Raw genomic sequence first — 18,796 nt, 5'->3', positions numbered from 1 at the left:
CCCTCCCGTTCAAGCCTGGCCGCGCGCCATGGATGGCCTCCTGATGCTCTCACGAAACGCTTTGCCCACTCGCCTCGCCCTTGCTCTCGTAGCCGGCCTGCTGGCCATCGCTCCCGCGTGGTCCGCCGAGGATTGCCCGGAGCGGTTTGAGAAGTACGGCCTGTTCCTGCAGGCGAAGCAATCCTGCGGGCGGGAAGTCGAGTACCCGCTGATGAAGGTCATGCGAGCCTGCGCCAAGGAGACGCCGCGGGAGGCGGCGATCAAGCTGATGGACGTGGGCCGCCGAGAATGGGCCAGGGGCGTGATGCGCAGCAGCCTCGGCAGCATGTGCGCGGAGGTGTTCGCCAAGCTGCCGCCCGCGGCAGAGAAGCGGCAAAGCACCCGTGGAAAGTAGCAGCCGGTCCGCTTACGCCAGATACGGGTGGCAACTTTGCGTCCGCGTTAGGCATTCAGTTTGATAACACCGACGGGCTCAGGCGGACTTTCAGGCCCCTTTGTCTCCGGCAACCACTGGCCGGTGCAGGTGAACCACACGTCGGTTGACACCTGGCGATCCGGGTCCGTCGCAGGTAGCGTCCACGGACGAGGTGTAATTTCCGGGACCGTTTCGGTGGGGATTGGGGTGGCCATCGGGGCCGGCGGCTAAGGTGGAGTTTGCGGACTTCAACCTGAGCCGGGAGCACCCGATGACCGACGACAGAGTGGCACTGATCGAGGCGCTGCAGAAGGCTGACGACGGCAACTTCCTGCGCTCGTTGGCCGAGACGGTCCTGCAGATCCTGATGGAGGCCGACGTGGAGGGCCTGATCGGCGCGGGCCGCTACGAGCGCACAGGCGAACGCAGCACCTACCGCAACGGCTATCGCGAGCGCAGCCTCGACACACGGCTCGGCTCACTCAACCTCAAGATCCCCAAGCTGCGGACCGGCAGCTATTTCCCCGGCTTCCTGGAGCCGCGCCGCACGGTCGAGAAGGCGCTGGTCGCCGTGATCCAGGAGGCGTGGATCGCCGGCGTCTCGACCCGGCGCGTGGACGACTTGGTGCAGGCCATGGGTCTGTCGGGCATCTCCAAGTCCTCCGTGTCGAAGCTGTGCAAGGAGATCGACGAGCGCGTGAACGCCTTCCTGACGCGCCCTCTCTCGGGTGCGTGGCCCTATCTCTGGCTCGATGCCACCTACCTGAAGGTGCGCGAGGGCGGTCGCATCGTCTCTGTCGCTGCCATAGTCGCCGTCGCGGTGGACACCGAAGGCCGGCGCGAGATCGTCGGCCTGCACATCGGCCCCAGTGAGGCCGAGGTGTTCTGGACCGACTTCCTGCGGAGCTTGGTCAAGCGCGGGCTCTCGGGCGTGCAGCTCGTCATCTCGGATGCCCACGAGGGGCTCAAGGCGGCCATCCGCCGGGTGCTGAAGGCGACCTGGCAACGCTGCCGCGTTCACTGGACCCGGAACGCGCTGGCCTACGTGCCGCGGACCCAGCAGACCATGGTGGCTGCCGGCCTGCGCCACGCCTTCCAGCAGCCCGATCAGGACGCCGCCCGGGCCGCCCTTCAGCACCTGGGCGAGCAACTGCACAACCGCTGGCCGAAGCTGAAGGTCTTCATCGAGGCCACGTGCGAGGACGTGCTGGCCTACCTGACTTTCCCGCTCCAGCATCGGGCCAAGCTTCACAGCACGAACCCGCTGGAACGCCTCAACAAGGAGATCAAGCGGCGCGCCGATGTGGTCGGCATCTTCCCCAACACGGACTCGATCCAACGCCTGATCGGTGCGGTGCTTCTGGAGGCCAACGACGAGTGGCAGCTTCAGCACCGCTATATGCAGATCGAGGGCATGGCCGGGTTTGCTCCGGCGTTGATCGAGGAGAGCGTCACGACACTTCCACCACAGGCTGCCTGACCGATGGCGGCTCCAATTCCACCCCGAAAGTCCACCTCATTGACGGACGTAACCTCCGTCCGCATCGGCGACGCGTTCCCGCAGTCTGTTGAGAAGTGTGGCCTTCCTACTCATCGACCCCGCCAGAGAGTGCCTCGCTCAAGACTACGCGCCTAGGGAGAACATCTTAATGGGCAATTAGATCGTCGATGAGGGTGTGAGCGCGTCTGTGTCGCGAGACCTTAGCGCTTCCCCTGCCTCCTGGCCTTCCCCAGCAGTGCCATGGACGCAACCATGGCCGCATCAGCGCTGTCCTGCACCGCCATGTCTGGCCGGTCAGACATCGCGATGAACCACGCCAGCGCCGTGGCCACAACGACGATTGCGGCTGCGACTGCGAGCAGCCGGATCTGCTCCTTCGTTGGCGTGGGCAGAGGCTCCAGCATCAAAACTCCGCGTTAATCTGGGCTTCGCGAGGTCTAGCCGACCAAGCAACAAACTACGCAATACCGACGAAAGGCAAAGCTTCTACACCGTGGCTCAGAGACGGCCGACAAGGGCCGCACGAGGGGTAGGGCAATGCTCGATATCATTCTTCGCTTGATTATCTCCGGCGTCCTCATGGTCGGCACGGCGCACCTGCCGGCACTGACCTCGGCGTATGCCGCGCCTCAGGTCGCCAAATTCTTGAGCATGTCCAAGCCGACCCGTTCGTGCCCGCCGCAGCGGGCCACCGTCATCCGGACCTGCGTAGGTTGAGGCGAGCGACTATGCTGACCCTGTTCACCCTCCTCGTGGCCGGCAACTTCGCGCTGGCGGCGCTCTTCTCGATCGCGGCTGCCGCCAGCGATTGACCCAGCATGCTCTTTCTCGGCTCGGAGGCGCTGGCACAAACCTAACCTGTGCCGGCCCTCATGTCCTACTCCGCGAGAACAAGATCGGCAGCCTTTCGGCGGCTGCGCGGCTTGGCGGGAGCCTCAGCCGCCTTGTTGCGAGGGCCGCGACTCTTCGGCGCCTCGGCGGCAGGTGCCGGTCCGCTCACAGTCTCAGCCGTGGCAGCGGCCTTTGTTGCAGATGTCTGGCGCTGGCGACCCAGCCCGGGGCTCTTGGCGAGCGAGGACCGTGCCTGCGAGTAGGAGGTTGTCACCATCGGATAGGCGCGCGGCAGGTCCCACTTCTCGCGGTAGCCGTCCGGCGTCAGCCCATGGGTCGTTAGGTGGCGCTTGAGCGTTTTGTAGGGCTTGCCATCCTCGAAGCTGATCAGCGCGTCCGGCGTGATCGACTTCCGGATCTGAGCTGGTGTCGCCTTCACTTCCGGCTCGCTCGGCTCTGCAACTTGGCTCAAGCCGGAGACGGTGGCATGCACGTTTGAGATGAGCGCGGGCACGTCTGACGCAGCCAAGTGGTTGTTCGACAGGCACGCTGAGACGACGTCGACGGTGAGGTCGATGTGGTTGCCGCTTGGCGATTCTTCGATTTCAGACATAGAAAAATCCTTTCCCCCTCGCGCGTACACCTGCAAAATACGGTCTGACAGATAATGCGCAGGCAGGAGGAAAGTGATTTTGACCACAAGTACTTTGATCTGGTGGGGTTAATTTACCCTATCTTTCGGCGAGGGAACAGCCGAGGCAGCCGGATGCCGCACTGCCACTTCCATCTGCGGACCCTTGACGGCCTGCAATGGGATCCCGAGGGCGTGCCCTTCTACAATCTGGAGGAAGCCTATCTCGACGTGTGTCAGAGCATCACGACGATCGCAGCCGATCTGGCGCAGGTCGGAACGCGCCGGACCAACCTGATGCGCTACGCCTTCGAGAACTCGGACGCGCAGGGACGGTTCCTGATGAAGGTGCCGTTCTGGGAGGTTCTCCCTCCGGATCGAAAGCCGCGCCGTCCCTCGTCCCTCCTGGATCGAAACACCGGAGCCGAGATGGAGCGGACCCGGCGCACGATCGTGGCGGTGGGCCAGGAGCGAGATGCTCTGTACGTCACCCTGTCACAGACCCATACCCTTCTGGCTCGGCTTCACGCCAAGCCTCGGCGATCAGGGGCAGCGGCAGGCGGAGCGGGCGAAAGAGAAGATCTATCGCTGCAATCGCTGGCCCGCGAAGGCGAGCGTGGCCGAGTAGACAGCATGGCCATTCTCGTCCCTCACCAGCACCATGAACATGCGCTGGTCACCACCCGTGGGGATCAGCTCGCTGGCAATGTCCGGCAGGAGCGACTTGGCCTTCGCGTAGGCTTCGTCCGGGCCTGCAAGCTCTGTTCCGGTGTCGTCGAATTGGGGACCGCTGTCGTGGACGTCGAAGAAGTAGCGGAGCATCTGGCTCTCCGCGGAAGCTAAGGCGGGAGCACACGGGTCTCGCAGCCGCTGGCGCCCTGAAAATCCAAGCCAGCGATGGTCAGGTTCTGCACCGATCGGCGAGAGGGCGCCACAACGTGTGTGAACGCCGCGCGTGATGCGACGACCGCCCTCCGACAGGGCCTGCATGGCTGGCAGCGGCTAGAGCGCCGCTCGTCGGCGCCGCTCGCGAGCTACGGCATCTGATGGCGTGCTTCCGCAGCTGGAAGTCGGACGCGGGCGGATCGTCTTTTGCTGGAAGGTGTTGACCGTCAAGGCCGTCAGCCGGGAGCGAGGATATGGCCGGGAGCGAGGATATGGCCGACGCTTCTCACACACCGAACTTCCGAGCCGCTTCGACGCAGATGCAGCAAGCCGAGGGCCTCTACCGCGACCTTTTCGATCGCGCCCCTCTGCCCCTCGTCGTGCTCACGCCCGACTGCCGGATCGCGAACGCCAATGACGCTTATCTGAAAGCGACGGGACGCCAGCGCGAGGCGCTTGCGGGGTTCGACATGTTCGAGGCCTTTCCCGACAGCCCGCACGATCCGCAGGCCGATGGCGTCCGCAATCTGAGCACATCGTTCGAGCGTGTGCTTAGAACGGGGGAGCGTGATCTCATGCCGTTGCAGCGCTACGACATCCAGCCCGAGGACCGGCCTTGGGAGGTGCGGTATTGGCACCCGGCGAACTGGGCGGTCCGCGATGAGGCGGGCTCGGTTCAAGCCCTGATCCACCACGTGACCGACGTCACCGCGAGCGTCCTGGAACTGGGCGCCCAGGTGACGGTGATGCCTTCAGAGCAGCCCGCAGACGATCTTCTGGCCCGCGCGGACGCGGCCATTCGACAAGCGAAGCATCTGCAGATGGAGACGCGTCGTGATCTGCTGATCGTCCAGAGGCGGGTGCGGAGATTGCTGCGCGGGTGAAACGCTGCGCGGCGTTCCAATAGGGCTTGCTCGCGTGGAAGTTCCACGAGCGGATGTACCTCGGTCCGCACACGTCGCCGTCATTATGGAACGGTGGCCGCGCTGACGTCTGAGATCCTATTGGAACGTCGCTCAAGAGGGCTTGGCCGGGAATAATGCGGGCTGAACCGAAACGGCTGCAACGCCCAGTGTTTCGCCCGAGAGCCGCCATTCCGTTTTCGGCCAAACCGGGGCGGCAGTTGTGCGCCCATAGCGGACCAAACTCTTACGTCGCCGGACGCTTCGCCAGCTTGTCCTCGCGGTCAGGCTCCGCTTTCCTCAGCAGGGTCGCATTGTCCCGAGCTTGGCGGGCTTCTCGGAGGGCGACGTACAGCTCCTCGATGAGGACGTGACCGTCCCAATCATCAGCGATGCGGATAACTGTGTCGCCGTGCGTAACCTCGAGCAGGCATGGTGCACGAAGCTCGAACTCGTGGTCGCCGTGCGTAGGGATGAACGCTGATTGCTGGGAGGTCATTGGGGTCTGTCGTCGGTAGTGGACGCGCCGTCCCGGAGACCTGTCTGAAATGAAAGCGCCGCCGGAATGCGGCGGCTTGGCATGATCGTTGGTCGTGATCGAACGCAGCCGCCCTATGATGAGGGCGGGCGATAACTCACAGCGTTGCTGGCGCGACGGATCATGGGGTTGCTTACGCCAGGGTTCCGCCTGCCGTCAACGAGACACCCATCGGGTTCGCTTCCTGCTCCAGTCGGAAAATCGCTCTGTCAGCTGGCGCTATTCGGATCTGAGCATCGTCAGAACACGGCGTGGTCGCCACGTTCGGCGACCGCCTCGCCGCGGATCACGCGAGCATAATAGCCGAACAGCGTCTCAGACCCCGTCGAAGGGGTGGCCTGCGCATCGTATCGTCCGGTTGCTGGATCCAGCACGAGCATCGACTCGGTCGCATAGTAGCGTCCGATCCGCGCGAGCTCGGCCTTGACCGCCAGGGCCGGCACCCATCGTCCGATCGTCGCCAGAACGGCAACGATCACATCCAGCAGCACTACGGGAACGTGCGTGAAGCGCGGTTCGCGCCCCAGCATGGCGAAAAGGCGCTCGCCTTGCGCCTTCGGCGTGATCGCTTCTCCGGGCCCGCCAATCGGCAGCACGCGATTGCGCCGCTCATCGTCGTGGAGGCAGTCCGCGAGGTAGCGGCCCAAGTCGTCGTCACTGATGGGCTTGCAGGCTGTCAGAGTTCCGTCGCCGAAAACCAGGAACGGCTTGCCGCGTTTCAGGCGATCGATCTGTCCCGAGAGCGATTTGAAGAAGGCCGTCGGCCGAACGATCGTGTAGTCGAGCCCCGAAGCGATCAGCACCGCCTCAAAAGCAAGCTTAGCGTGCTGAAAGGCGAGGATTGGCTTCTGGACGCAGATCGCCGAGAGAAGCACCGCATGCGTCACGCCGGCCGCCCGGCTCGCGTGCAAGGCGCTCACCTGCGCGCGGTAATCGATCGCCCAGGCGTCATCGGGTAGGCCGGTTCGCGACGCGAGGCACGACACTAGGACGTCGAACGATTCGCCGCGGACACCGTCGCGTGCCAGTGACAACGGATCAGTCAGATCGACGATCCGCTCGGTGGCGCCTGCAGGGGTTCGAGACGAGACAACCGCACCTGCGGGGATAGCAGTGTCAGCAGGGCGCCTGACGAGGCAGACAACCTCATGACCGCGTGACACGAGCGCCCGTACGGTTGCCCGACCGATTGTGCCGGTCGCCCCTAGAACGAGGACGCGGCGCGGCTCCGCCCCTTCCGGTCGATCCTTGCTCATGATTGCTTCACCCCAACGCTTCGCCATCCTAGCGCGACGGCGATGCTTGCGGTGCCCCGCCGAACGGCAAAGGCGGTGGTCTGACCCCGTCACTTGAGCCACGCCGAACGTCCGCTCCCTACTTCCCGACCTCCATAGCGGACAAGCTGCCTACGGCCATATTCTTCATCGCAGATGCTCATCTCGTTCTTCCCGCTCTGCCGGAACCGGCTGGTAGGGAGTACGATGATGGGACATTCAGAACACGATCCAGCCTTCAGCGAGCGTCGGTCGTGGAACGCTGAGCGTAAGCTCGGTGCCAAGCGGGCCCTCAAACCGCAGCAAGTCCGGGCCATTCGCATCTGGCTTGACCGCGAGCGGCGCGTGCGCGACCGCGCGCTGTTCGATCTCGCCATCGACAGCAAGCTGCGCGGCTGTGACCTCGTCAGGCTGACGATCGGAAATCTCGTGAGCGGCGGATGTGTCCGCGCCCGCGCCATCGTCGTGCAGCGCAAGACTCGGCACCCGGTGCAGTTTGAACTCCTCGAACCAACCCGCGCGAGCATCCGCGCTTGGCTGAAGTGCTGGGGCGGCACACTCGACGACTACGCTTTCCCGAGCCGACCTGATCACGCAATCCCCATCAGCACTCGGCAGTACACGCGGCTCGTGGACGAGTGGGTTACGGGGATCGGCTTGCGGAAAGACGAATACGGGACGCACTCTCTACGTCGGACAAAGGCGTCCCTATCTACAAGCGGACAGGTAACTTACGGGCTATGCAGATTCTGCTGGGTCACACGAAGATCGAGAGCACAGTACGCTATCTTGGCGTCGACGTTGAGGACGCCCTCGTCCTCGCTGAGGGCACTGAGATCTGACGGTTTGGGCTCGTCGACAGCGTCATCGGCGAGCCCATCATGCTGAGCTGGACTGCGCTCATTCCCGCCATACAGCGGCCTCAGCCAATGTCTGGGAAGCGGGCATCGTCTTAGGTCATGACCCGGGTCGCTTGGCGGCCCGGGTCGGCTCTCGTTCAGCGCCATCGGACGCCGGACCGATCCATGGGGACCGGTGCGACGGGAGGCGAGTGCCTCAGTTCCAGGTGTGGAGCACGGTGCTCCAACCTCCGCCCCGCCGCTCCAGGACGTTCACCCAATTGCCGCCGTAGCTCTGCGTCGCACCACCCTCACCGGGTCCGCTCAGCGACCAGCGGCCCGTGAGGACGAGGATATCGCCCTTCTCGACGGCATCCTGCACCGTGATCTTGTGGTCCTTGAAGCCCTTGGCCTGCAGGTCGGCAAAGAAGGCCGCGATGCCCTGAGGCCCCCGGACCGGGGAGCCGCCCGCAGGGATCACCTGTCCGTCCTCGCTGAAGAGATTGCCCAGTCCGGTTGTGTCGCCCTTGTTGAAGGTCCGATCCCAAAGGTCGGCGATCGCCCGGCCTTGCGTGCTCATCGTCTCTCCTTCCTGTTCTCTCGCGCGAGCCCGCGCCCGCGCCGGTAGTGTCCCCATGGCGGCCGCGGTTCGGAGACTGTTGCTCACGCTCGGCCAACGCTGCGGGACGTTCGTCCAAGCTAATCCTCGGTGCTCCGTCGAGACGCTCCCGCGAGCACAGGGCTGCCTTGCAGCCGCTCCCTGCGGCCAAGTCGTCCACTGGCATGACGCGATGGATATGCTGGTCAGCGGCCGAGCGGGGATGGCGCCTACGCTCGACCGACCCAGGCCCGCCAGGTGAAGGCAGCGAAGAACGGCTCGACCTCGCGGAAGCCGCCGCCCCGCAGGATGGCTTCATCCTGGTGCGGATCGAGCGTGGGAAGATTGGCTTCCACGGCCGCCCGAGCCCGCGTCGCCTGCTCGGGGTCGGCCCCCGATGCGACCGCGAATGCCTCGTAGCGCGCGAGCCAGCGCGAACGGATCCCATCCCGTTGCGGGAAACTGCCGTGCGCGGCCACGAACGGGGCGCCCGGCCTCAGGCGCCGATGGATGGCGCGGACCGTGTCCTCCCGTGCCGCCGCATCGAGGAAGTGCAGCGTCAGCAGGCAGGTCGCCGCATCGAAGGGGCCGAGGGGTGCGTCCTCAATGTAGCCTTCGACGAGGGTCACCCGGTCCATGAGCGGTCCAAGCGTTCGTTCGGCCTGACGGAGCATCTCCCTCGCCGGATCGACGCCGACGAACGACCAGCCAGGATGGGCCTCTGCCAGGGCTTGTAGTTCCAGACCGCCCCCGGCCCCGAGCACCAAGACCTTCGCGTCGGGCGGGGCATGCTCGGCGAGCAGGATGCCGGTCATCCTGTGGAGTGCCTCATAGCCCGGCACGAAGCGACGCGGTCCCTCGGCATAGCGTCCCGCGGCCTCCGGGTCGGAGAAGGCCGCCACGAAGTCCATCGGTTCCGGCTGCGCGCTAGACGTCATCTGATGGGGCCTCCTGCCCGCATAGTCCGCGCTTCGCCAATCGCGCGTGGAAGTCGGCACTGAGACGGCCCAGCGTGACGTCGCGCAGCCGCGAGAGCAGCAGGCTCTCTGCATCCCGGAAGGCGGCCGCGAGCGAGGCGTTGACGGCCTGCTCGACAAGGCATTCGGGTTCCTCGCTCCGGTGACCCATGGCGAAGATCTCCGGCGAGCCCAGGGCGACGTAGATGTCGTGCAGGGTCACGCGGTCGAGGTCGCAGGCGACGGTCCAGCCACCGCCGTGCCCCTTCCCGGAGGCCACGAGCCCCAGATCACGGAGGCCCGCCATAGTCCGACGCACCACGACGGGATTGGTCCCCATCACGCCGGCTAGTCGTTCGGAGGTCACCGGCCCGTCCGCCTCGGCCATGTGGAGGAGGACGTGGAGGACGCCCGACAACCTGCCATCCCGTCTCATGTAACTAACGATGCTACATGGGGTGGGCGCCGTCAATCGGCGCGGTGCCAGGAATGGCACGCGGGCACGTCGCTGCGTGACCATCTCGGCCTGCGGCGGCCGCTGAGTCGCGCCTTCGCCCCAAAGCATGGGCGCGGCGGGGACCCCGAAGCGGACGGGCCGCTCTCCGCTAGGGACGGCCGGCGGATCGGCACCCCTCAGCGCCCATCGGTCTTCCAGGCCTGCCCGGCATCGGTCGCTCGGCGGCATGTGCCCTTCGAGCCGGCCAAGCTGCAGCTCGCTTGCGGACTTACTCGCGGTTCTGGACGTGGTCCCACACCTTCGAGATGACGACCGATCCCTCGCCCACCGACGATGCGCCACGCTTGACGGAACTGGCGCGCACGTCGCCGACCGCGAAGATTCCCGGCTGCGACGTGGCATAGGGCGAGCTTGCGCCGATCGCGTCTCCGGTCAGTACGAAACCGTGGTCATCGAGTTTGACGAGGCCCGATAGCCAGTCGGTATTGGGTGCGGCCCCTACCATGACGAACACCGCGCAGGTCGAAACCGTGCGGGTGGTCCCATCAGCAACGCTGCGGATCGTCACCGCATCGAGTTCATCCTCACCATGGAGAGCGCTGACTTCGGCGCTGTATTCGATCGTGATCGTCGGGTCTGCCGCCAAACGGCTTGAGAGGTAGCTCGACATCGAGGTCGTGAGCGACTGGCCCCGTACCAGAAGGCGAACGTGCCTGGCAGAACGGCTGAGAAACATCGCCGCCTGCCCTGCCGAGTTGCCGCCACCGATGACGATGGCTTCGGCATTCCTGCAGTAGCGAGCCTCGATCTCCGTCGCCGCATAATAGACGCCCGCGCCCTCGAACGCCTCGAGACGTTCGATCGGCAGGCGCCGGTACTGCACACCGGTCGCGACGACGACGGCCTGCCCACAAACGCGTTGGTCGTTATCGAACGTCGCGCAGAACGCGCCTCCTGCGAGCCGCTCCAGCCTCACGACCCGCCGCGGCATCGCGAACCGCGTGCCGAACTTCATCGCCTGGACCTCGCCGCGCCAGACGAGATCGGCACCAGAAATTCCGGTGGGAAAACCCATGTAGTTCTCGATTCGGCTCGACGTGCCCGCTTGGCCGCCGATCGCGACATCCTCCACCACCAACGCGCGGAGCCCCTCCGCTCCGGCGTAGACGCCTGCCGCGACGCCGGCGGGGCCGCCGCCGACGATGAGCACGTCGAATGCCTCGTCGTCGACGAGACTGTAGTTCAGGCCGAGCAACTGCGCGATCTTGTCGGGCGTCGGGTCGGTCACGACGATGTCCCGGCCGAAGATCACGGCCGGCCGGTCGGACGAAATCAAGCAGCTTGTCGCGACAGCCCCCGCCTCCTGGCTGCCCAAAGCATAGGACCTGTAGGGCAGGCGGTTGCGGCTGGCGAACTCCGCGATCCGTCGAACGGCCCGGTCGTCATCCTCGCCGATCAGCACCAGCGTGCCGTCATGCGTGTCGAGCTGTCGCCGCCGCCGTGCCGCGAGGACCGTGATGATGATGTCCGACAGTTCGGGGATCTCGGACATCAGCCGCAGCATCTCCGGGCGCGGCACCTCGATCACGCTGGTGTCTTTGACCGCCCGCATGGGCATCGACCAATTGCCGCCGTTCAGGAACGAGATTTCTCCCATGAACTGCGTCGGACCGAGAGTGGACGGAAGATGGCGCTCATCCGTGAACGGGTTCACCACTTCGATCTCGCCTTCCTTGACGTAGACGAAGCGGTCGGCTGGCTCGCCGGCGCGTGCGAGAAAAGTCGCGGCCGGATAGTGCCTCTCAGCTCCGGCGACCTGGATCGCGGCGACATGCGATGCTGCAAGGGGTACCCGCTGCATCACGCGCAGATCAGGTCCGATCGTTTCCATGCTTCGCCCCCATCGCACTATGGCCGGTGCGGCGCAGCATCGAACGCCTGTCTTCGGTAGACAAGGCACCCGACCTCGCAAGGTTTTGGCCCCACGGCCGTTACGGGTAGAGTTCGATTGACCTGCGACGAGCAGCCGTTCCGATCAACCTGGGCCGGACGCAGCCCGGCAGATGTGCGCCCATTCCGGCCATCCGGCCATCCGGCCATCCCAGGCGACTGCTTGGAACCGGACGTTTGCCGCCTGGGCATTAAGGAGCGCCGCCTGGCCTTCCGTGCGCTGCGAAATGAGATGGGCCGCGAGTGCTACTCGTCGCCCATCTCCTTGTGCTCCGTTACCTCATCCTCGTCGGCATCATCGCCGAGAAGGTCATCAAGTTTTTCGATCAGGCCCGCGATCTGCTGTTCGGTCGCGATGACCTGGAAGGTCTCAGCACCCTCTGCCTCAAGGGTAATATGGAACTCGCCATGGACTTCATCGGTGAGAAAACGGGCCAACCTTTTGATCGGAGTCATGACGTGATCACCTCCTCGTGATGCGAGCCGCGCGAGGGTCATCTTCGTGCATCCCGTCGCCTCCACGCTTCAGGAGCTGTCGCGCAACAGGGCGGCTGCTTCCCGGAGAGCGGCCCGTCCTTCATTTCGTGCCTCTTCCTCGCTGGCCAGCGAGTAGCAGGACTGCCGAACGACGTGATCGCGGTCGCAGATGACCCAGCGGTAGCGGCCAGGATCGTTCGCGCAGGGCTCCACCTGCAGGACGAGGGGAGCCGCATTGTCCGCCGCCATCGTCATCGTCTCCTATGTGGCTGACGGGTCGGCCTCAGCGGCGGGCGGGCAGTCCGGAAACGGCTGCCAGTCGGTGAAGGCGTCGGTGGGGTAGATGTGCCGGCAGGAGGCAATGTGCCAAGGGCGGGCATCGCCGAAGCGCGTCGGATCCCAGTGGATCACGGCGCGCGTGTCAGGCACGTGCCGATTGATGGCGACGATCCACCGGCCGTCCTGCGGGGCCCGATCCATGGACCGCCAGCTGGACATGAAACGCTCCCGCTGCCGTCTCGTGCTCGACCATCAGAAACGCTCAAGGGCCCAGGACCGTTTCAAGCCCTTCTCAGGGGCATCGCCTGCTCACGAGGCTCATGTGAGGCGCCGCCGATGGTTGGTCTCCCATGGCCCGCATCGCCACCCTCATCGTCACGCCAAAGGCGCTTCGCCACATGATGCTTACTAACCCATGGCTGCCTCGACCTGTCCGCGTCCTGTGCTTGCATGAGCCACAGCTTCATGCCCTTGCCAGATTACTTGAGAGTACCTGCCCTCCGCCGTCTGGCTGGGGCGTGCGGGGCCAGCTCCGCACCGCTGTGAAGTGTCTGCACGCGCACGAGGCGGATCAGGAGTAGCTGCACCGCAGCTCCCGCCGGCGCGCATCATGGGGTGGTGCCCAGCCCGCCATGCCGGATCAGAATGCTGCAATGCACGTTGATGTTACCGGGATTAACATCACGAGGCGCAAGATGGCAGCTCTAGAGGTCGATCCGACTGAGGTTGAGGCTCTGGCGCAGCAGGCGCGTGCCATGATCGAGGAAAGCCTTGAGCGTTCAGAGGGGGACGGGACCGCGTTCTGGCACGCCGTGTCATTGATTTACCGGCGTGGTTTGCCCACTCCTGCTCTGGCGCCAGCTTCCGAGCAACTCGACATCGCCGCATAGCCGAGCCAGAGCGCGGTGCAGGCTCTCTCTTACCCGTGTCAGGTTTGAACGTCAGGGAGCGTCAGAGGCAGGCCTAAAATCGGCGCCTAAGCGGAGACCCGTGTTGCGGGCATCCCGAGCAGGCTCGTCAGGACCGCGCGCGCCCGGCTCACCCGGCTCTTCACGGTGCCAACTTGGCAACCGATCACCTCGGCCGCCGCCTCGTAGGTCAGGCCCTGGGCGCCCACGAGTAGCAGCGCCTCGCGCTGGGACGGCGACAGTTTGGCGATGTGCGTCCAGATCGTGCGCAGGTCCGTGCCGTGCTCCTGGGCGGCGGGTGCGATCAGGGTGCCGGCCATGACGCCGTCCGCGTCCTCGACCTCGCGCTTGGTCTTGCGGCACTCGCTGTAGAACTGGTTGCGCAGGATGGTGCAGAGCCATGCCTTCAGGTTCGAGCCCGGGATGAAGCGATCCTGCGCCGCCCAGGCCCGCACCATCGTCTCTTGCACGAGGTCGTCGGCGCGTGTCGCATCCGGGATCAGCGACATCGCGAACGCCCGCAGGCCAGGAAGCGCCTCGACAAGGCCGTCGCGGAAGGCTTCCGCGTTTCCGCCCTGCACTGCGAGCGCGCTGTCGAGCTGCGCGATTAGGTCGAGCAGCCGCTGCGGCGGCTGAGCCTGCATCAGCGCACCGTAGGCCGCCTGCAACTCGAAGCCGAGGTGATCGAGGATGGCCGCAGCAAGAGGAGCCGAAGCTGGTGCGCCCTGCACCTCCGTCTGATCCACACCGAGCCCGCTTGGTATCAGCATGTCGTTCAACCTGCTGTCGTTTTGCGTCGTCATGCGCGACGGCGTACGCCGAGCATCCTGATCGTACAGTGAACATCTAACTAGGCCGTTCGGGGGATCGTTCCTTGTGCTGCTCGCGTTGCAGCCGTTCTCTACAGGCCAGCGCGATCGGGGAAATGGCGCGACCCGTGACCTACAGCATCGTCAATCATCCGGACGGGCGGTTCGCGGTCGTGGCAGTTTCTGCGTCCGGCTCCGTGCATTGGCGCTGCGGGTTCCTGACGCGTGCCGAGGCCGAGCAGTGCGTCGAGGATTTGCGCGCGGTGATGGCGGCCTGTGGCGCTCCGCTGGTGCGCCGGGAAGCGGAGCGGCCGGGTATGGACCTACGGGCGATGCTCGGGGCACCCAGGAGCCCGTTCCAGTAGGGCTTGCTCTACCGAACCTTAGCCGAACCGCGGCACCGCTCGCACGCCGGGCATTATGGAGCCCGTCGGCCCATGATGACCTATGTCCTCGGCCAAGGTTGGTCGCGGATCTGACGAGGTTGCCGAGGATGGGGCAGTTCTACCTCGATGATTTCAGCGTATCGCATACCGTCTTTATTGCCGAACCTATGACCATCGCGGGCTCAGCTCGTACTAGCGCGAGTGTGTAGGCTTTTCTTCATCAGCTGCTCTGGTAGGAAACTGGCAAGCAATACGAGCATCGACTGCCAGGAACACGTCAATGAGCACAGCCTGTACGATCATGGAGCGCCTGATTACATTACTTGACGGCGAGCAGCTCCAGCGGGGCCACCCGAGCCATGCCGATTTGTTCTTGCAGGTCGCAGCGCTGCTGGCTGAGGCAATCCAGGACGGGGCGGACGAGCGGACATTGGGCGCGATTCGGGCCACTCTCCTGATCACCGAGCCGAAGTTCTCGTCGCTCGAAACTGTTTCGCGCCTGGGCACTTGATGCCCCCTATTCAATCGCGGCGTTTCATTCCCGGCCATGTGGTCGTGAACGTGGTCCCGACATCTTGCAGAGCGTCAGCGATGGCATCGCACCCCCTGATCGGGATGTCTAACCCTCCGGCACAAGCGTTTGCGCACATGATGACGCTGATGCGCAGCTTCGCCGCATTGGCGAGTTTCCTCTGGTTCCACCAGAGAAGCCTACGGGCTGTGGTGATCTGGCCGCCTGTCAGCAATGACCACTCTACCGTGCACTACTGGCCATTTCGACATCGTGAACAACGGTAGAGTGTCGCGCCATCGGATGTCGATTGCTGCATAAGGACAAGCGTATATCGGACGATAACCTCCGGCTTCCTGCCGAATGCGGATGCCGAGGCCCCTTCCCTATGCACCTCATTTCACTCGCGTCGGCGAGCCGTCGGTAGGAGGCGCCCTCCTCGCTGGGACGCTGCCCGTCACCGCACCTTTGGCTGCCCATTCCGGGTCGGAACGTGGGCCGCCAGCAGCGTCGGTCGCTCCCTGAAGTTGGCCGTGAGCGACGTCCGCGACGCGCTTCCAGGCCTGCGAGGCGCAGAACACCAGCATGCAGCCCTTCACGGTCAGCGTCGCCGATTGATCGCTCCACACCGTCACGTCATACGACTTGCCGTCCTCCGCATTGTAGATCTTGCCCTCGAACCGCCCGTCTGAGTTCGTTCTCAATCCGAGCAGCATCTGGTGCCCGAGCTGCGGGCGGGCTTGCTTGGCCGGGTCCGGGTTGTAGCGGTCGACCTTCGGCTTGCCGTTCTCATCCAGGGGTTTGCTGCCCCATACGATGAAGCCGCACAGGCGGGTGGCGTCAGAACCGCACGGCTCAGTCCGGACGCGAGCGCGGCCATCTTCCGTCAACCACGTCCCTGCCGGGACGACTGCTGGCGCGGCATGGCAATGGGAACTCACGAGAGCCGCTGCCGCGAATAGCGCAGCGGTGGTGAAGCGGACGTGGATCAGGGTCATCTCAACAACCTCAGACTGATGGATTCCCGACGTGTCAGGTTGGAGTGTGCTCCCTGGTCGACCGGTAGACGGTGCTGAACTCGGAGTTCGCTCGGGTCACCGGACTGACGCCTGACACGGCGCTTCTACGTTCGCTAAGGACTTCTCGTTCCTGGGAGGCGCAGCAAGGGGGCGATGCCATTGATCCGCCCGAAGTGAGCCACGGAAAGTGACCCGCTCGAAAGCGGCCGCGCCGCCTGCAACGGTTTGCCCCCGTCGCGGCTTTCCTTCCGGTTTTCTCGAACGACCCAGGAACGAGCCATGCTGATACGCCTTGTAACATCCGTTGCGCTACTCGCGGGGGCGGCGAACGCCGCGCTCTCAGCCCCTATGTCCGCCGATGACAAGGCGGTGCTGCAGCAGCAATGCATGGGCGACTTCACCACCTTCTGCGCGGGCCTCCCGCCCGAGGACGGTCCGGAGACGCAGGCCTGTTTCGAGAAAAACATATCGAAGCTGTCGCCTGGATGTCAGAGTGCCATCAAGAGCTACAAGCAGAACAAGAAGGGCTGAACGCCTACAACAGTGCGCAGGCTCGGGGCAGCCGCCGTGACAGCGTCGCTGAGGTTCACCGACGGGATTGGCGGCAAGTTCACCGCTGATGACCTGCACGCCTGTGAGGCGCCCGCTTCCGACCGAGAAGTGGACGCCGTAGGCCGCAGGCACAAACTCTACACTGGATCACTCTAAGGCCTTCATCCAAATGGCTTCCGCCAAAGCGCCGGCTGCAGATCATCTGACCCGCAGCCGGCTTCTTCGTGTTGATCGCCTTAGTGGCGGTGCTTGATGATGACCGTCTTGCCGCCGTGATGATGGTGATGGCCGTGATGATGGAAGCCGTGATGATGGTGACCATGCTTCTTGATGATTACCGTCTTGGCAGCAGCCGGAGAGGCAGCCATGACGATGGCAAGAGCGAGGGCCGGGACTGCGGCAGCGAGCGTCTTGATCATTCAGGTCTCCTGTTTTGAGGCAGACCTTAACGCTGACGGTCGCGTTCGGTTCTGTACGGCCAGTACGTAGCCGATCGGTTTCCTGAACGACTTGTTACCGTGGTCTGGTAGCGCCCTGCCACGCGAGCGCCTTCACGTGCAGGGCTGCAGAGCGACTTTGATGCAACGGCTCGCCAAGCCCCTCCTACGATCGGAATGGTTCCGCGCGGCTGCCGCATCAGGATGCCTACAGCCATGCTTTCGCTCGCATAGGCAGTGCCGCTTCTTCCATGCTCTACGCTGCACCCGTCCCGAGCATGGAGAGCACGCACGATGCAGGCGCCCGCCGCCTACAACGTCTTCTGTCGCAAGCGTCAGCCCGCCCTCCGCTGTGCTGTTCGCCAGGACCGACCAGTACCCAGCTTCGTGCACGGGGACACATGGGAGTTTGGCGGCACCATCCAAAACGCTCAGCAGGCACCAGCAGGCTTCCGACTTGATGCGGCGAGCGAGGCGATGCGACTGACAGGCTACTACTTGTTCCACGCCCTCGGGGTGTGAAGCGGCCGAACTCGATCCAGCCGACCACCGCTCGCTCGACCACTACGAGTGCTATGGCTCGATGAAGGCGGCGGCAGCGCTTCCGGCAAGCTACTCGCAGCAGCAACGAGCAATTCCGCGGCGATGAAGCCGCCTTCCGACAGAGCACGGCGCATCCGACCTGAGGGCGAGAGACGGGCAGGCATTAACCATTCTCACACTGCGTATTCGAGGCTGAAAATAGTCCGGAACGCTATCGGCGAGTCTCCGTTTCTGCGGTGGTTTCTCACTGAGGAGCACGACACATGCGCAATCTACTGATCGCCGGCGCAGCCTTTGTAGCCCTTGCCGGCGCTTCGTCCAGCGCCATCGCCGAAGATACCACCGTCATTCGCCGCGACAGCAGCCCGAGCGTCTCGGTTGAGCGTCGCGAGGGTGTGGTCGAGCACCGGAACGTAACGACAGGCACCGTCGATTGTGGCTCCAAGACTGTCCACAAGGAGGACGGTGCGGGCAACTCCAAGACGGTCCACAAAGAAGGCTGCAACTGAGGCGTTGCCGTCCTTCTGAACATTTGGAGATGATTATGACGAACAAGCTTCTGCTCGCGGCAACCATGGCCGCTCTTTTCGCGCTGCCCATGGCCGCTCAGGCTCAAGGCACCGTGCGCGGAGCCCAGCGTGGCGCTGAGGAAGGTGCCGCGGCGGCCGGTCCCGTCGGTGGCATCGTCGGCGGCGCAGTAGGCGCGGCCACGGGCACGGTTGGCGGGATCCTCGGCGTCGATGACCGTCCGCGCTTCCGCAACTACGTCACCGAGCGCCGCGTGAAGTCCTACGATTACGATGGCCGGGTCGCGGTAGGCAGCACGCTGCCGTCGTCTGGTGTCACCTACTACGACGTACCGGACGAGTACCACGTGAAGCCAGGCTACCGGTACACGGTGGTCAACAAGCAGCCGGTGCTGGTGGATCGCAGCCACCGCATCGTCGAGGTCATCGACTGAGCGATCGAACGGTCGACTGAAACGAGCCCGTCCGGCCTGTGCCGAGGCGGGCTTGTTGTTTCTGACGGGCGTACGCACTGCCGGGATCAGCGTTGATCCGCTTCGCTCAAGGCTTCCTGACTTCCTATGTGCTTGCC

At 64.6% G+C, this 18,796-nt stretch carries 25 protein-coding genes and 2 pseudogenes; 12 read left to right on the top strand and 15 right to left on the bottom strand.

The genetic code is table 11. The features are described from left to right. The first annotated feature begins 43 nt into the window (after positions 1-43). Both DK389_RS23180 and DK389_RS23175 read left to right on the top strand, forming a co-directional pair. Positions 44-394, top strand: coding sequence for a hypothetical protein (locus DK389_RS23180; RefSeq protein WP_162560801.1), 351 nt, complete (start codon positions 44-46; stop codon positions 392-394). A gap of 292 nt (positions 395-686) precedes the next feature. Next, a complete protein-coding gene (locus DK389_RS23175) occupies positions 687-1,895 on the top strand; it encodes an IS256 family transposase (RefSeq protein WP_109896011.1) in 1,209 nt (402 codons plus the stop codon). A gap of 221 nt (positions 1,896-2,116) precedes the next feature. Here DK389_RS23175 and DK389_RS23170 read toward each other — a convergent pair whose 3' ends face one another. Continuing rightward, entirely contained in the window at positions 2,117-2,320 is a 204-nt protein-coding gene (locus tag DK389_RS23170; protein ID WP_109893128.1) for a hypothetical protein, read from the bottom strand. A 133-nt stretch (positions 2,321-2,453) separates the two neighbouring features. On the opposite strand from DK389_RS23170, the gene DK389_RS23165 reads away from it, so the two are divergent. After that, on the top strand, positions 2,454-2,633 hold the full coding sequence (locus DK389_RS23165) for a hypothetical protein (RefSeq protein WP_109893126.1): 180 nt from the start codon (positions 2,454-2,456) through the stop codon (positions 2,631-2,633). 160 nt (positions 2,634-2,793) lie between these two features. Here the strand turns inward: DK389_RS23165 and DK389_RS23160 are convergent, their stop codons facing one another. Beyond that, the gene (locus tag DK389_RS23160; RefSeq protein WP_109893124.1) at positions 2,794-3,360 is read right to left on the bottom strand and encodes a Ros/MucR family transcriptional regulator; all 567 of its coding nucleotides are present in this window, start codon (positions 3,358-3,360) and stop codon (positions 2,794-2,796) included. A gap of 54 nt (positions 3,361-3,414) precedes the next feature. On the opposite strand from DK389_RS23160, the pseudogene DK389_RS35745 reads away from it, so the two are divergent. Then, positions 3,415-3,723: pseudogene (locus DK389_RS35745) on the top strand (hypothetical protein); the annotation flags it as partial. Positions 3,724-3,960: 237 nt separating this feature from the next. Here DK389_RS35745 and DK389_RS35740 read toward each other — a convergent pair. Further along, entirely contained in the window at positions 3,961-4,200 is a 240-nt protein-coding gene (locus tag DK389_RS35740; RefSeq protein ID WP_109893122.1) for a DUF6894 family protein, read from the bottom strand. Between the two features lie 335 nt (positions 4,201-4,535). Here DK389_RS35740 and DK389_RS23150 point away from each other — a divergent pair, with 335 nt between their 5' ends. Beyond that, positions 4,536-5,147: a PAS domain-containing protein gene (locus tag DK389_RS23150; protein ID WP_162560799.1), complete on the top strand. Its 612-nt coding sequence runs from the start codon at positions 4,536-4,538 to the stop codon at positions 5,145-5,147. 265 nt (positions 5,148-5,412) lie between these two features. Here the strand turns inward: DK389_RS23150 and DK389_RS23145 are convergent, their stop codons facing one another. Beyond that, positions 5,413-5,664 carry a hypothetical protein gene (locus DK389_RS23145; protein ID WP_109893118.1) on the bottom strand — a complete coding sequence of 84 codons (252 nt, stop codon included), beginning with the start codon at positions 5,662-5,664 and terminating at the stop codon, positions 5,413-5,415. Positions 5,665-5,942: 278 nt separating this feature from the next. Beyond that, entirely contained in the window at positions 5,943-6,959 is a 1,017-nt protein-coding gene (locus DK389_RS23140; protein ID WP_109893116.1) for an NAD(P)H-binding protein, read from the bottom strand. A 228-nt stretch (positions 6,960-7,187) separates the two neighbouring features. On the opposite strand from DK389_RS23140, the pseudogene DK389_RS23135 reads away from it, so the two are divergent. Continuing rightward, a pseudogene (locus DK389_RS23135) lies at positions 7,188-7,819 on the top strand (tyrosine-type recombinase/integrase). A gap of 214 nt (positions 7,820-8,033) precedes the next feature. Here the strand turns inward: DK389_RS23135 and DK389_RS23130 are convergent. From DK389_RS23130 to DK389_RS23100, 7 genes are all read right to left on the bottom strand, one after another. Beyond that, positions 8,034-8,396, bottom strand: coding sequence for a YybH family protein (locus DK389_RS23130; protein WP_109893114.1), 363 nt, complete (start codon positions 8,394-8,396; stop codon positions 8,034-8,036). A gap of 248 nt (positions 8,397-8,644) precedes the next feature. Beyond that, positions 8,645-9,352: a class I SAM-dependent methyltransferase gene (locus DK389_RS23125; protein ID WP_210206701.1), complete on the bottom strand. Its 708-nt coding sequence runs from the start codon at positions 9,350-9,352 to the stop codon at positions 8,645-8,647. Further along, positions 9,342-9,806, bottom strand: coding sequence for an Rrf2 family transcriptional regulator (locus DK389_RS23120; protein WP_109896752.1), 465 nt, complete (start codon positions 9,804-9,806; stop codon positions 9,342-9,344). The genes DK389_RS23125 and DK389_RS23120 overlap by 11 nt, the downstream gene beginning before the upstream one ends. Positions 9,807-10,095: 289 nt before the next feature. Then, a complete protein-coding gene (locus DK389_RS23115) occupies positions 10,096-11,718 on the bottom strand; it encodes an FAD-dependent oxidoreductase (RefSeq protein WP_109893110.1) in 1,623 nt (540 codons plus the stop codon). Between the two features lie 305 nt (positions 11,719-12,023). After that, a complete protein-coding gene (locus DK389_RS23110) occupies positions 12,024-12,275 on the bottom strand; it encodes a hypothetical protein (protein WP_236960284.1) in 252 nt (83 codons plus the stop codon). A 27-nt stretch (positions 12,276-12,302) separates the two neighbouring features. Next, the gene (locus tag DK389_RS23105; RefSeq protein WP_162560798.1) at positions 12,303-12,503 is read right to left on the bottom strand and encodes a hypothetical protein; all 201 of its coding nucleotides are present in this window, start codon (positions 12,501-12,503) and stop codon (positions 12,303-12,305) included. A gap of 12 nt (positions 12,504-12,515) precedes the next feature. Then, entirely contained in the window at positions 12,516-12,752 is a 237-nt protein-coding gene (locus DK389_RS23100) for a hypothetical protein (RefSeq protein ID WP_162560797.1), read from the bottom strand. Between the two features lie 413 nt (positions 12,753-13,165). Between DK389_RS23100 and DK389_RS23095 the strand changes: the two genes are divergently transcribed. Then, positions 13,166-13,423, top strand: coding sequence for a hypothetical protein (locus DK389_RS23095; protein ID WP_162560796.1), 258 nt, complete (start codon positions 13,166-13,168; stop codon positions 13,421-13,423). Between the two features lie 86 nt (positions 13,424-13,509). Here DK389_RS23095 and DK389_RS23090 read toward each other — a convergent pair whose 3' ends face one another. Continuing rightward, on the bottom strand, positions 13,510-14,211 hold the full coding sequence (locus tag DK389_RS23090; protein ID WP_109896750.1) for a sigma-70 family RNA polymerase sigma factor: 702 nt from the start codon (positions 14,209-14,211) through the stop codon (positions 13,510-13,512). 155 nt (positions 14,212-14,366) lie between these two features. On the opposite strand from DK389_RS23090, the gene DK389_RS23085 reads away from it, so the two are divergent. Beyond that, positions 14,367-14,615 (top strand): hypothetical protein, encoded by a 249-nt coding sequence (locus DK389_RS23085; RefSeq protein WP_109893100.1) that lies wholly within the window; start codon positions 14,367-14,369, stop codon positions 14,613-14,615. A gap of 301 nt (positions 14,616-14,916) precedes the next feature. After that, positions 14,917-15,147 carry a hypothetical protein gene (locus DK389_RS23080; protein ID WP_109893098.1) on the top strand — a complete coding sequence of 77 codons (231 nt, stop codon included), beginning with the start codon at positions 14,917-14,919 and terminating at the stop codon, positions 15,145-15,147. A 395-nt stretch (positions 15,148-15,542) separates the two neighbouring features. Here DK389_RS23080 and DK389_RS23075 read toward each other — a convergent pair whose 3' ends face one another. Beyond that, positions 15,543-16,145: a DUF2147 domain-containing protein gene (locus tag DK389_RS23075; RefSeq protein ID WP_109893096.1), complete on the bottom strand. Its 603-nt coding sequence runs from the start codon at positions 16,143-16,145 to the stop codon at positions 15,543-15,545. A gap of 300 nt (positions 16,146-16,445) precedes the next feature. Here DK389_RS23075 and DK389_RS23070 point away from each other — a divergent pair, with 300 nt between their 5' ends. After that, entirely contained in the window at positions 16,446-16,697 is a 252-nt protein-coding gene (locus DK389_RS23070) for a hypothetical protein (RefSeq protein ID WP_109893094.1), read from the top strand. Between the two features lie 257 nt (positions 16,698-16,954). Here DK389_RS23070 and DK389_RS23065 read toward each other — a convergent pair whose 3' ends face one another. Then, on the bottom strand, positions 16,955-17,137 hold the full coding sequence (locus tag DK389_RS23065; RefSeq protein ID WP_162560795.1) for a hypothetical protein: 183 nt from the start codon (positions 17,135-17,137) through the stop codon (positions 16,955-16,957). Positions 17,138-17,961: 824 nt separating this feature from the next. Between DK389_RS23065 and DK389_RS23055 the strand changes: the two genes are divergently transcribed. Together DK389_RS23055 and DK389_RS23050 are read left to right on the top strand one after the other, a co-directional pair. Then, the gene (locus DK389_RS23055) at positions 17,962-18,207 is read left to right on the top strand and encodes a hypothetical protein (protein ID WP_109893090.1); all 246 of its coding nucleotides are present in this window, start codon (positions 17,962-17,964) and stop codon (positions 18,205-18,207) included. Between the two features lie 35 nt (positions 18,208-18,242). Further along, positions 18,243-18,659 (top strand): DUF1236 domain-containing protein, encoded by a 417-nt coding sequence (locus DK389_RS23050; protein WP_109893088.1) that lies wholly within the window; start codon positions 18,243-18,245, stop codon positions 18,657-18,659. The last annotated feature ends 137 nt before the right edge of the window (positions 18,660-18,796 follow it).

This window comes from Methylobacterium durans (assembly GCF_003173715.1).
Classification (GTDB): Bacteria; Pseudomonadota; Alphaproteobacteria; order Rhizobiales; family Beijerinckiaceae; genus Methylobacterium; species Methylobacterium durans.
Note: the sequence above shows the minus strand (reverse complement) of the source record. Positions and strands in the feature narration are given on the sequence as shown.

What these genes read in the sequence shown, in the direction of transcription:
- DK389_RS23180 (WP_162560801.1), top strand. Translation starts at nt 44, where the DNA reads ATGCTCTCACGAAACGCTTTGCCCACTCGCCTCGCCCTTGCTCTCGTA.
- DK389_RS23175 (WP_109896011.1), top strand. Translation starts at nt 687, where the DNA reads ATGACCGACGACAGAGTGGCACTGATCGAGGCGCTGCAGAAGGCTGAC.
- DK389_RS23170 (WP_109893128.1), bottom strand. Translation starts at nt 2,320, where the DNA reads ATGCTGGAGCCTCTGCCCACGCCAACGAAGGAGCAGATCCGGCTGCTC.
- DK389_RS23165 (WP_109893126.1), top strand. Translation starts at nt 2,454, where the DNA reads ATGCTCGATATCATTCTTCGCTTGATTATCTCCGGCGTCCTCATGGTC.
- DK389_RS23160 (WP_109893124.1), bottom strand. Translation starts at nt 3,360, where the DNA reads ATGTCTGAAATCGAAGAATCGCCAAGCGGCAACCACATCGACCTCACC.
- DK389_RS35740 (WP_109893122.1), bottom strand. Translation starts at nt 4,200, where the DNA reads ATGCTCCGCTACTTCTTCGACGTCCACGACAGCGGTCCCCAATTCGAC.
- DK389_RS23150 (WP_162560799.1), top strand. Translation starts at nt 4,536, where the DNA reads ATGGCCGACGCTTCTCACACACCGAACTTCCGAGCCGCTTCGACGCAG.
- DK389_RS23145 (WP_109893118.1), bottom strand. Translation starts at nt 5,664, where the DNA reads ATGACCTCCCAGCAATCAGCGTTCATCCCTACGCACGGCGACCACGAG.
- DK389_RS23140 (WP_109893116.1), bottom strand. Translation starts at nt 6,959, where the DNA reads ATGAGCAAGGATCGACCGGAAGGGGCGGAGCCGCGCCGCGTCCTCGTT.
- DK389_RS23130 (WP_109893114.1), bottom strand. Translation starts at nt 8,396, where the DNA reads ATGAGCACGCAAGGCCGGGCGATCGCCGACCTTTGGGATCGGACCTTC.
- DK389_RS23125 (WP_210206701.1), bottom strand. Translation starts at nt 9,352, where the DNA reads ATGACGTCTAGCGCGCAGCCGGAACCGATGGACTTCGTGGCGGCCTTC.
- DK389_RS23120 (WP_109896752.1), bottom strand. Translation starts at nt 9,806, where the DNA reads ATGAGACGGGATGGCAGGTTGTCGGGCGTCCTCCACGTCCTCCTCCAC.
- DK389_RS23115 (WP_109893110.1), bottom strand. Translation starts at nt 11,718, where the DNA reads ATGGAAACGATCGGACCTGATCTGCGCGTGATGCAGCGGGTACCCCTT.
- DK389_RS23110 (WP_236960284.1), bottom strand. Translation starts at nt 12,275, where the DNA reads ATGACCCTCGCGCGGCTCGCATCACGAGGAGGTGATCACGTCATGACT.
- DK389_RS23105 (WP_162560798.1), bottom strand. Translation starts at nt 12,503, where the DNA reads ATGGCGGCGGACAATGCGGCTCCCCTCGTCCTGCAGGTGGAGCCCTGC.
- DK389_RS23100 (WP_162560797.1), bottom strand. Translation starts at nt 12,752, where the DNA reads ATGTCCAGCTGGCGGTCCATGGATCGGGCCCCGCAGGACGGCCGGTGG.
- DK389_RS23095 (WP_162560796.1), top strand. Translation starts at nt 13,166, where the DNA reads ATGCCGGATCAGAATGCTGCAATGCACGTTGATGTTACCGGGATTAAC.
- DK389_RS23090 (WP_109896750.1), bottom strand. Translation starts at nt 14,211, where the DNA reads ATGCTGATACCAAGCGGGCTCGGTGTGGATCAGACGGAGGTGCAGGGC.
- DK389_RS23085 (WP_109893100.1), top strand. Translation starts at nt 14,367, where the DNA reads ATGGCGCGACCCGTGACCTACAGCATCGTCAATCATCCGGACGGGCGG.
- DK389_RS23080 (WP_109893098.1), top strand. Translation starts at nt 14,917, where the DNA reads ATGAGCACAGCCTGTACGATCATGGAGCGCCTGATTACATTACTTGAC.
- DK389_RS23075 (WP_109893096.1), bottom strand. Translation starts at nt 16,145, where the DNA reads ATGACCCTGATCCACGTCCGCTTCACCACCGCTGCGCTATTCGCGGCA.
- DK389_RS23070 (WP_109893094.1), top strand. Translation starts at nt 16,446, where the DNA reads ATGCTGATACGCCTTGTAACATCCGTTGCGCTACTCGCGGGGGCGGCG.
- DK389_RS23065 (WP_162560795.1), bottom strand. Translation starts at nt 17,137, where the DNA reads ATGATCAAGACGCTCGCTGCCGCAGTCCCGGCCCTCGCTCTTGCCATC.
- DK389_RS23055 (WP_109893090.1), top strand. Translation starts at nt 17,962, where the DNA reads ATGCGCAATCTACTGATCGCCGGCGCAGCCTTTGTAGCCCTTGCCGGC.
- DK389_RS23050 (WP_109893088.1), top strand. Translation starts at nt 18,243, where the DNA reads ATGACGAACAAGCTTCTGCTCGCGGCAACCATGGCCGCTCTTTTCGCG.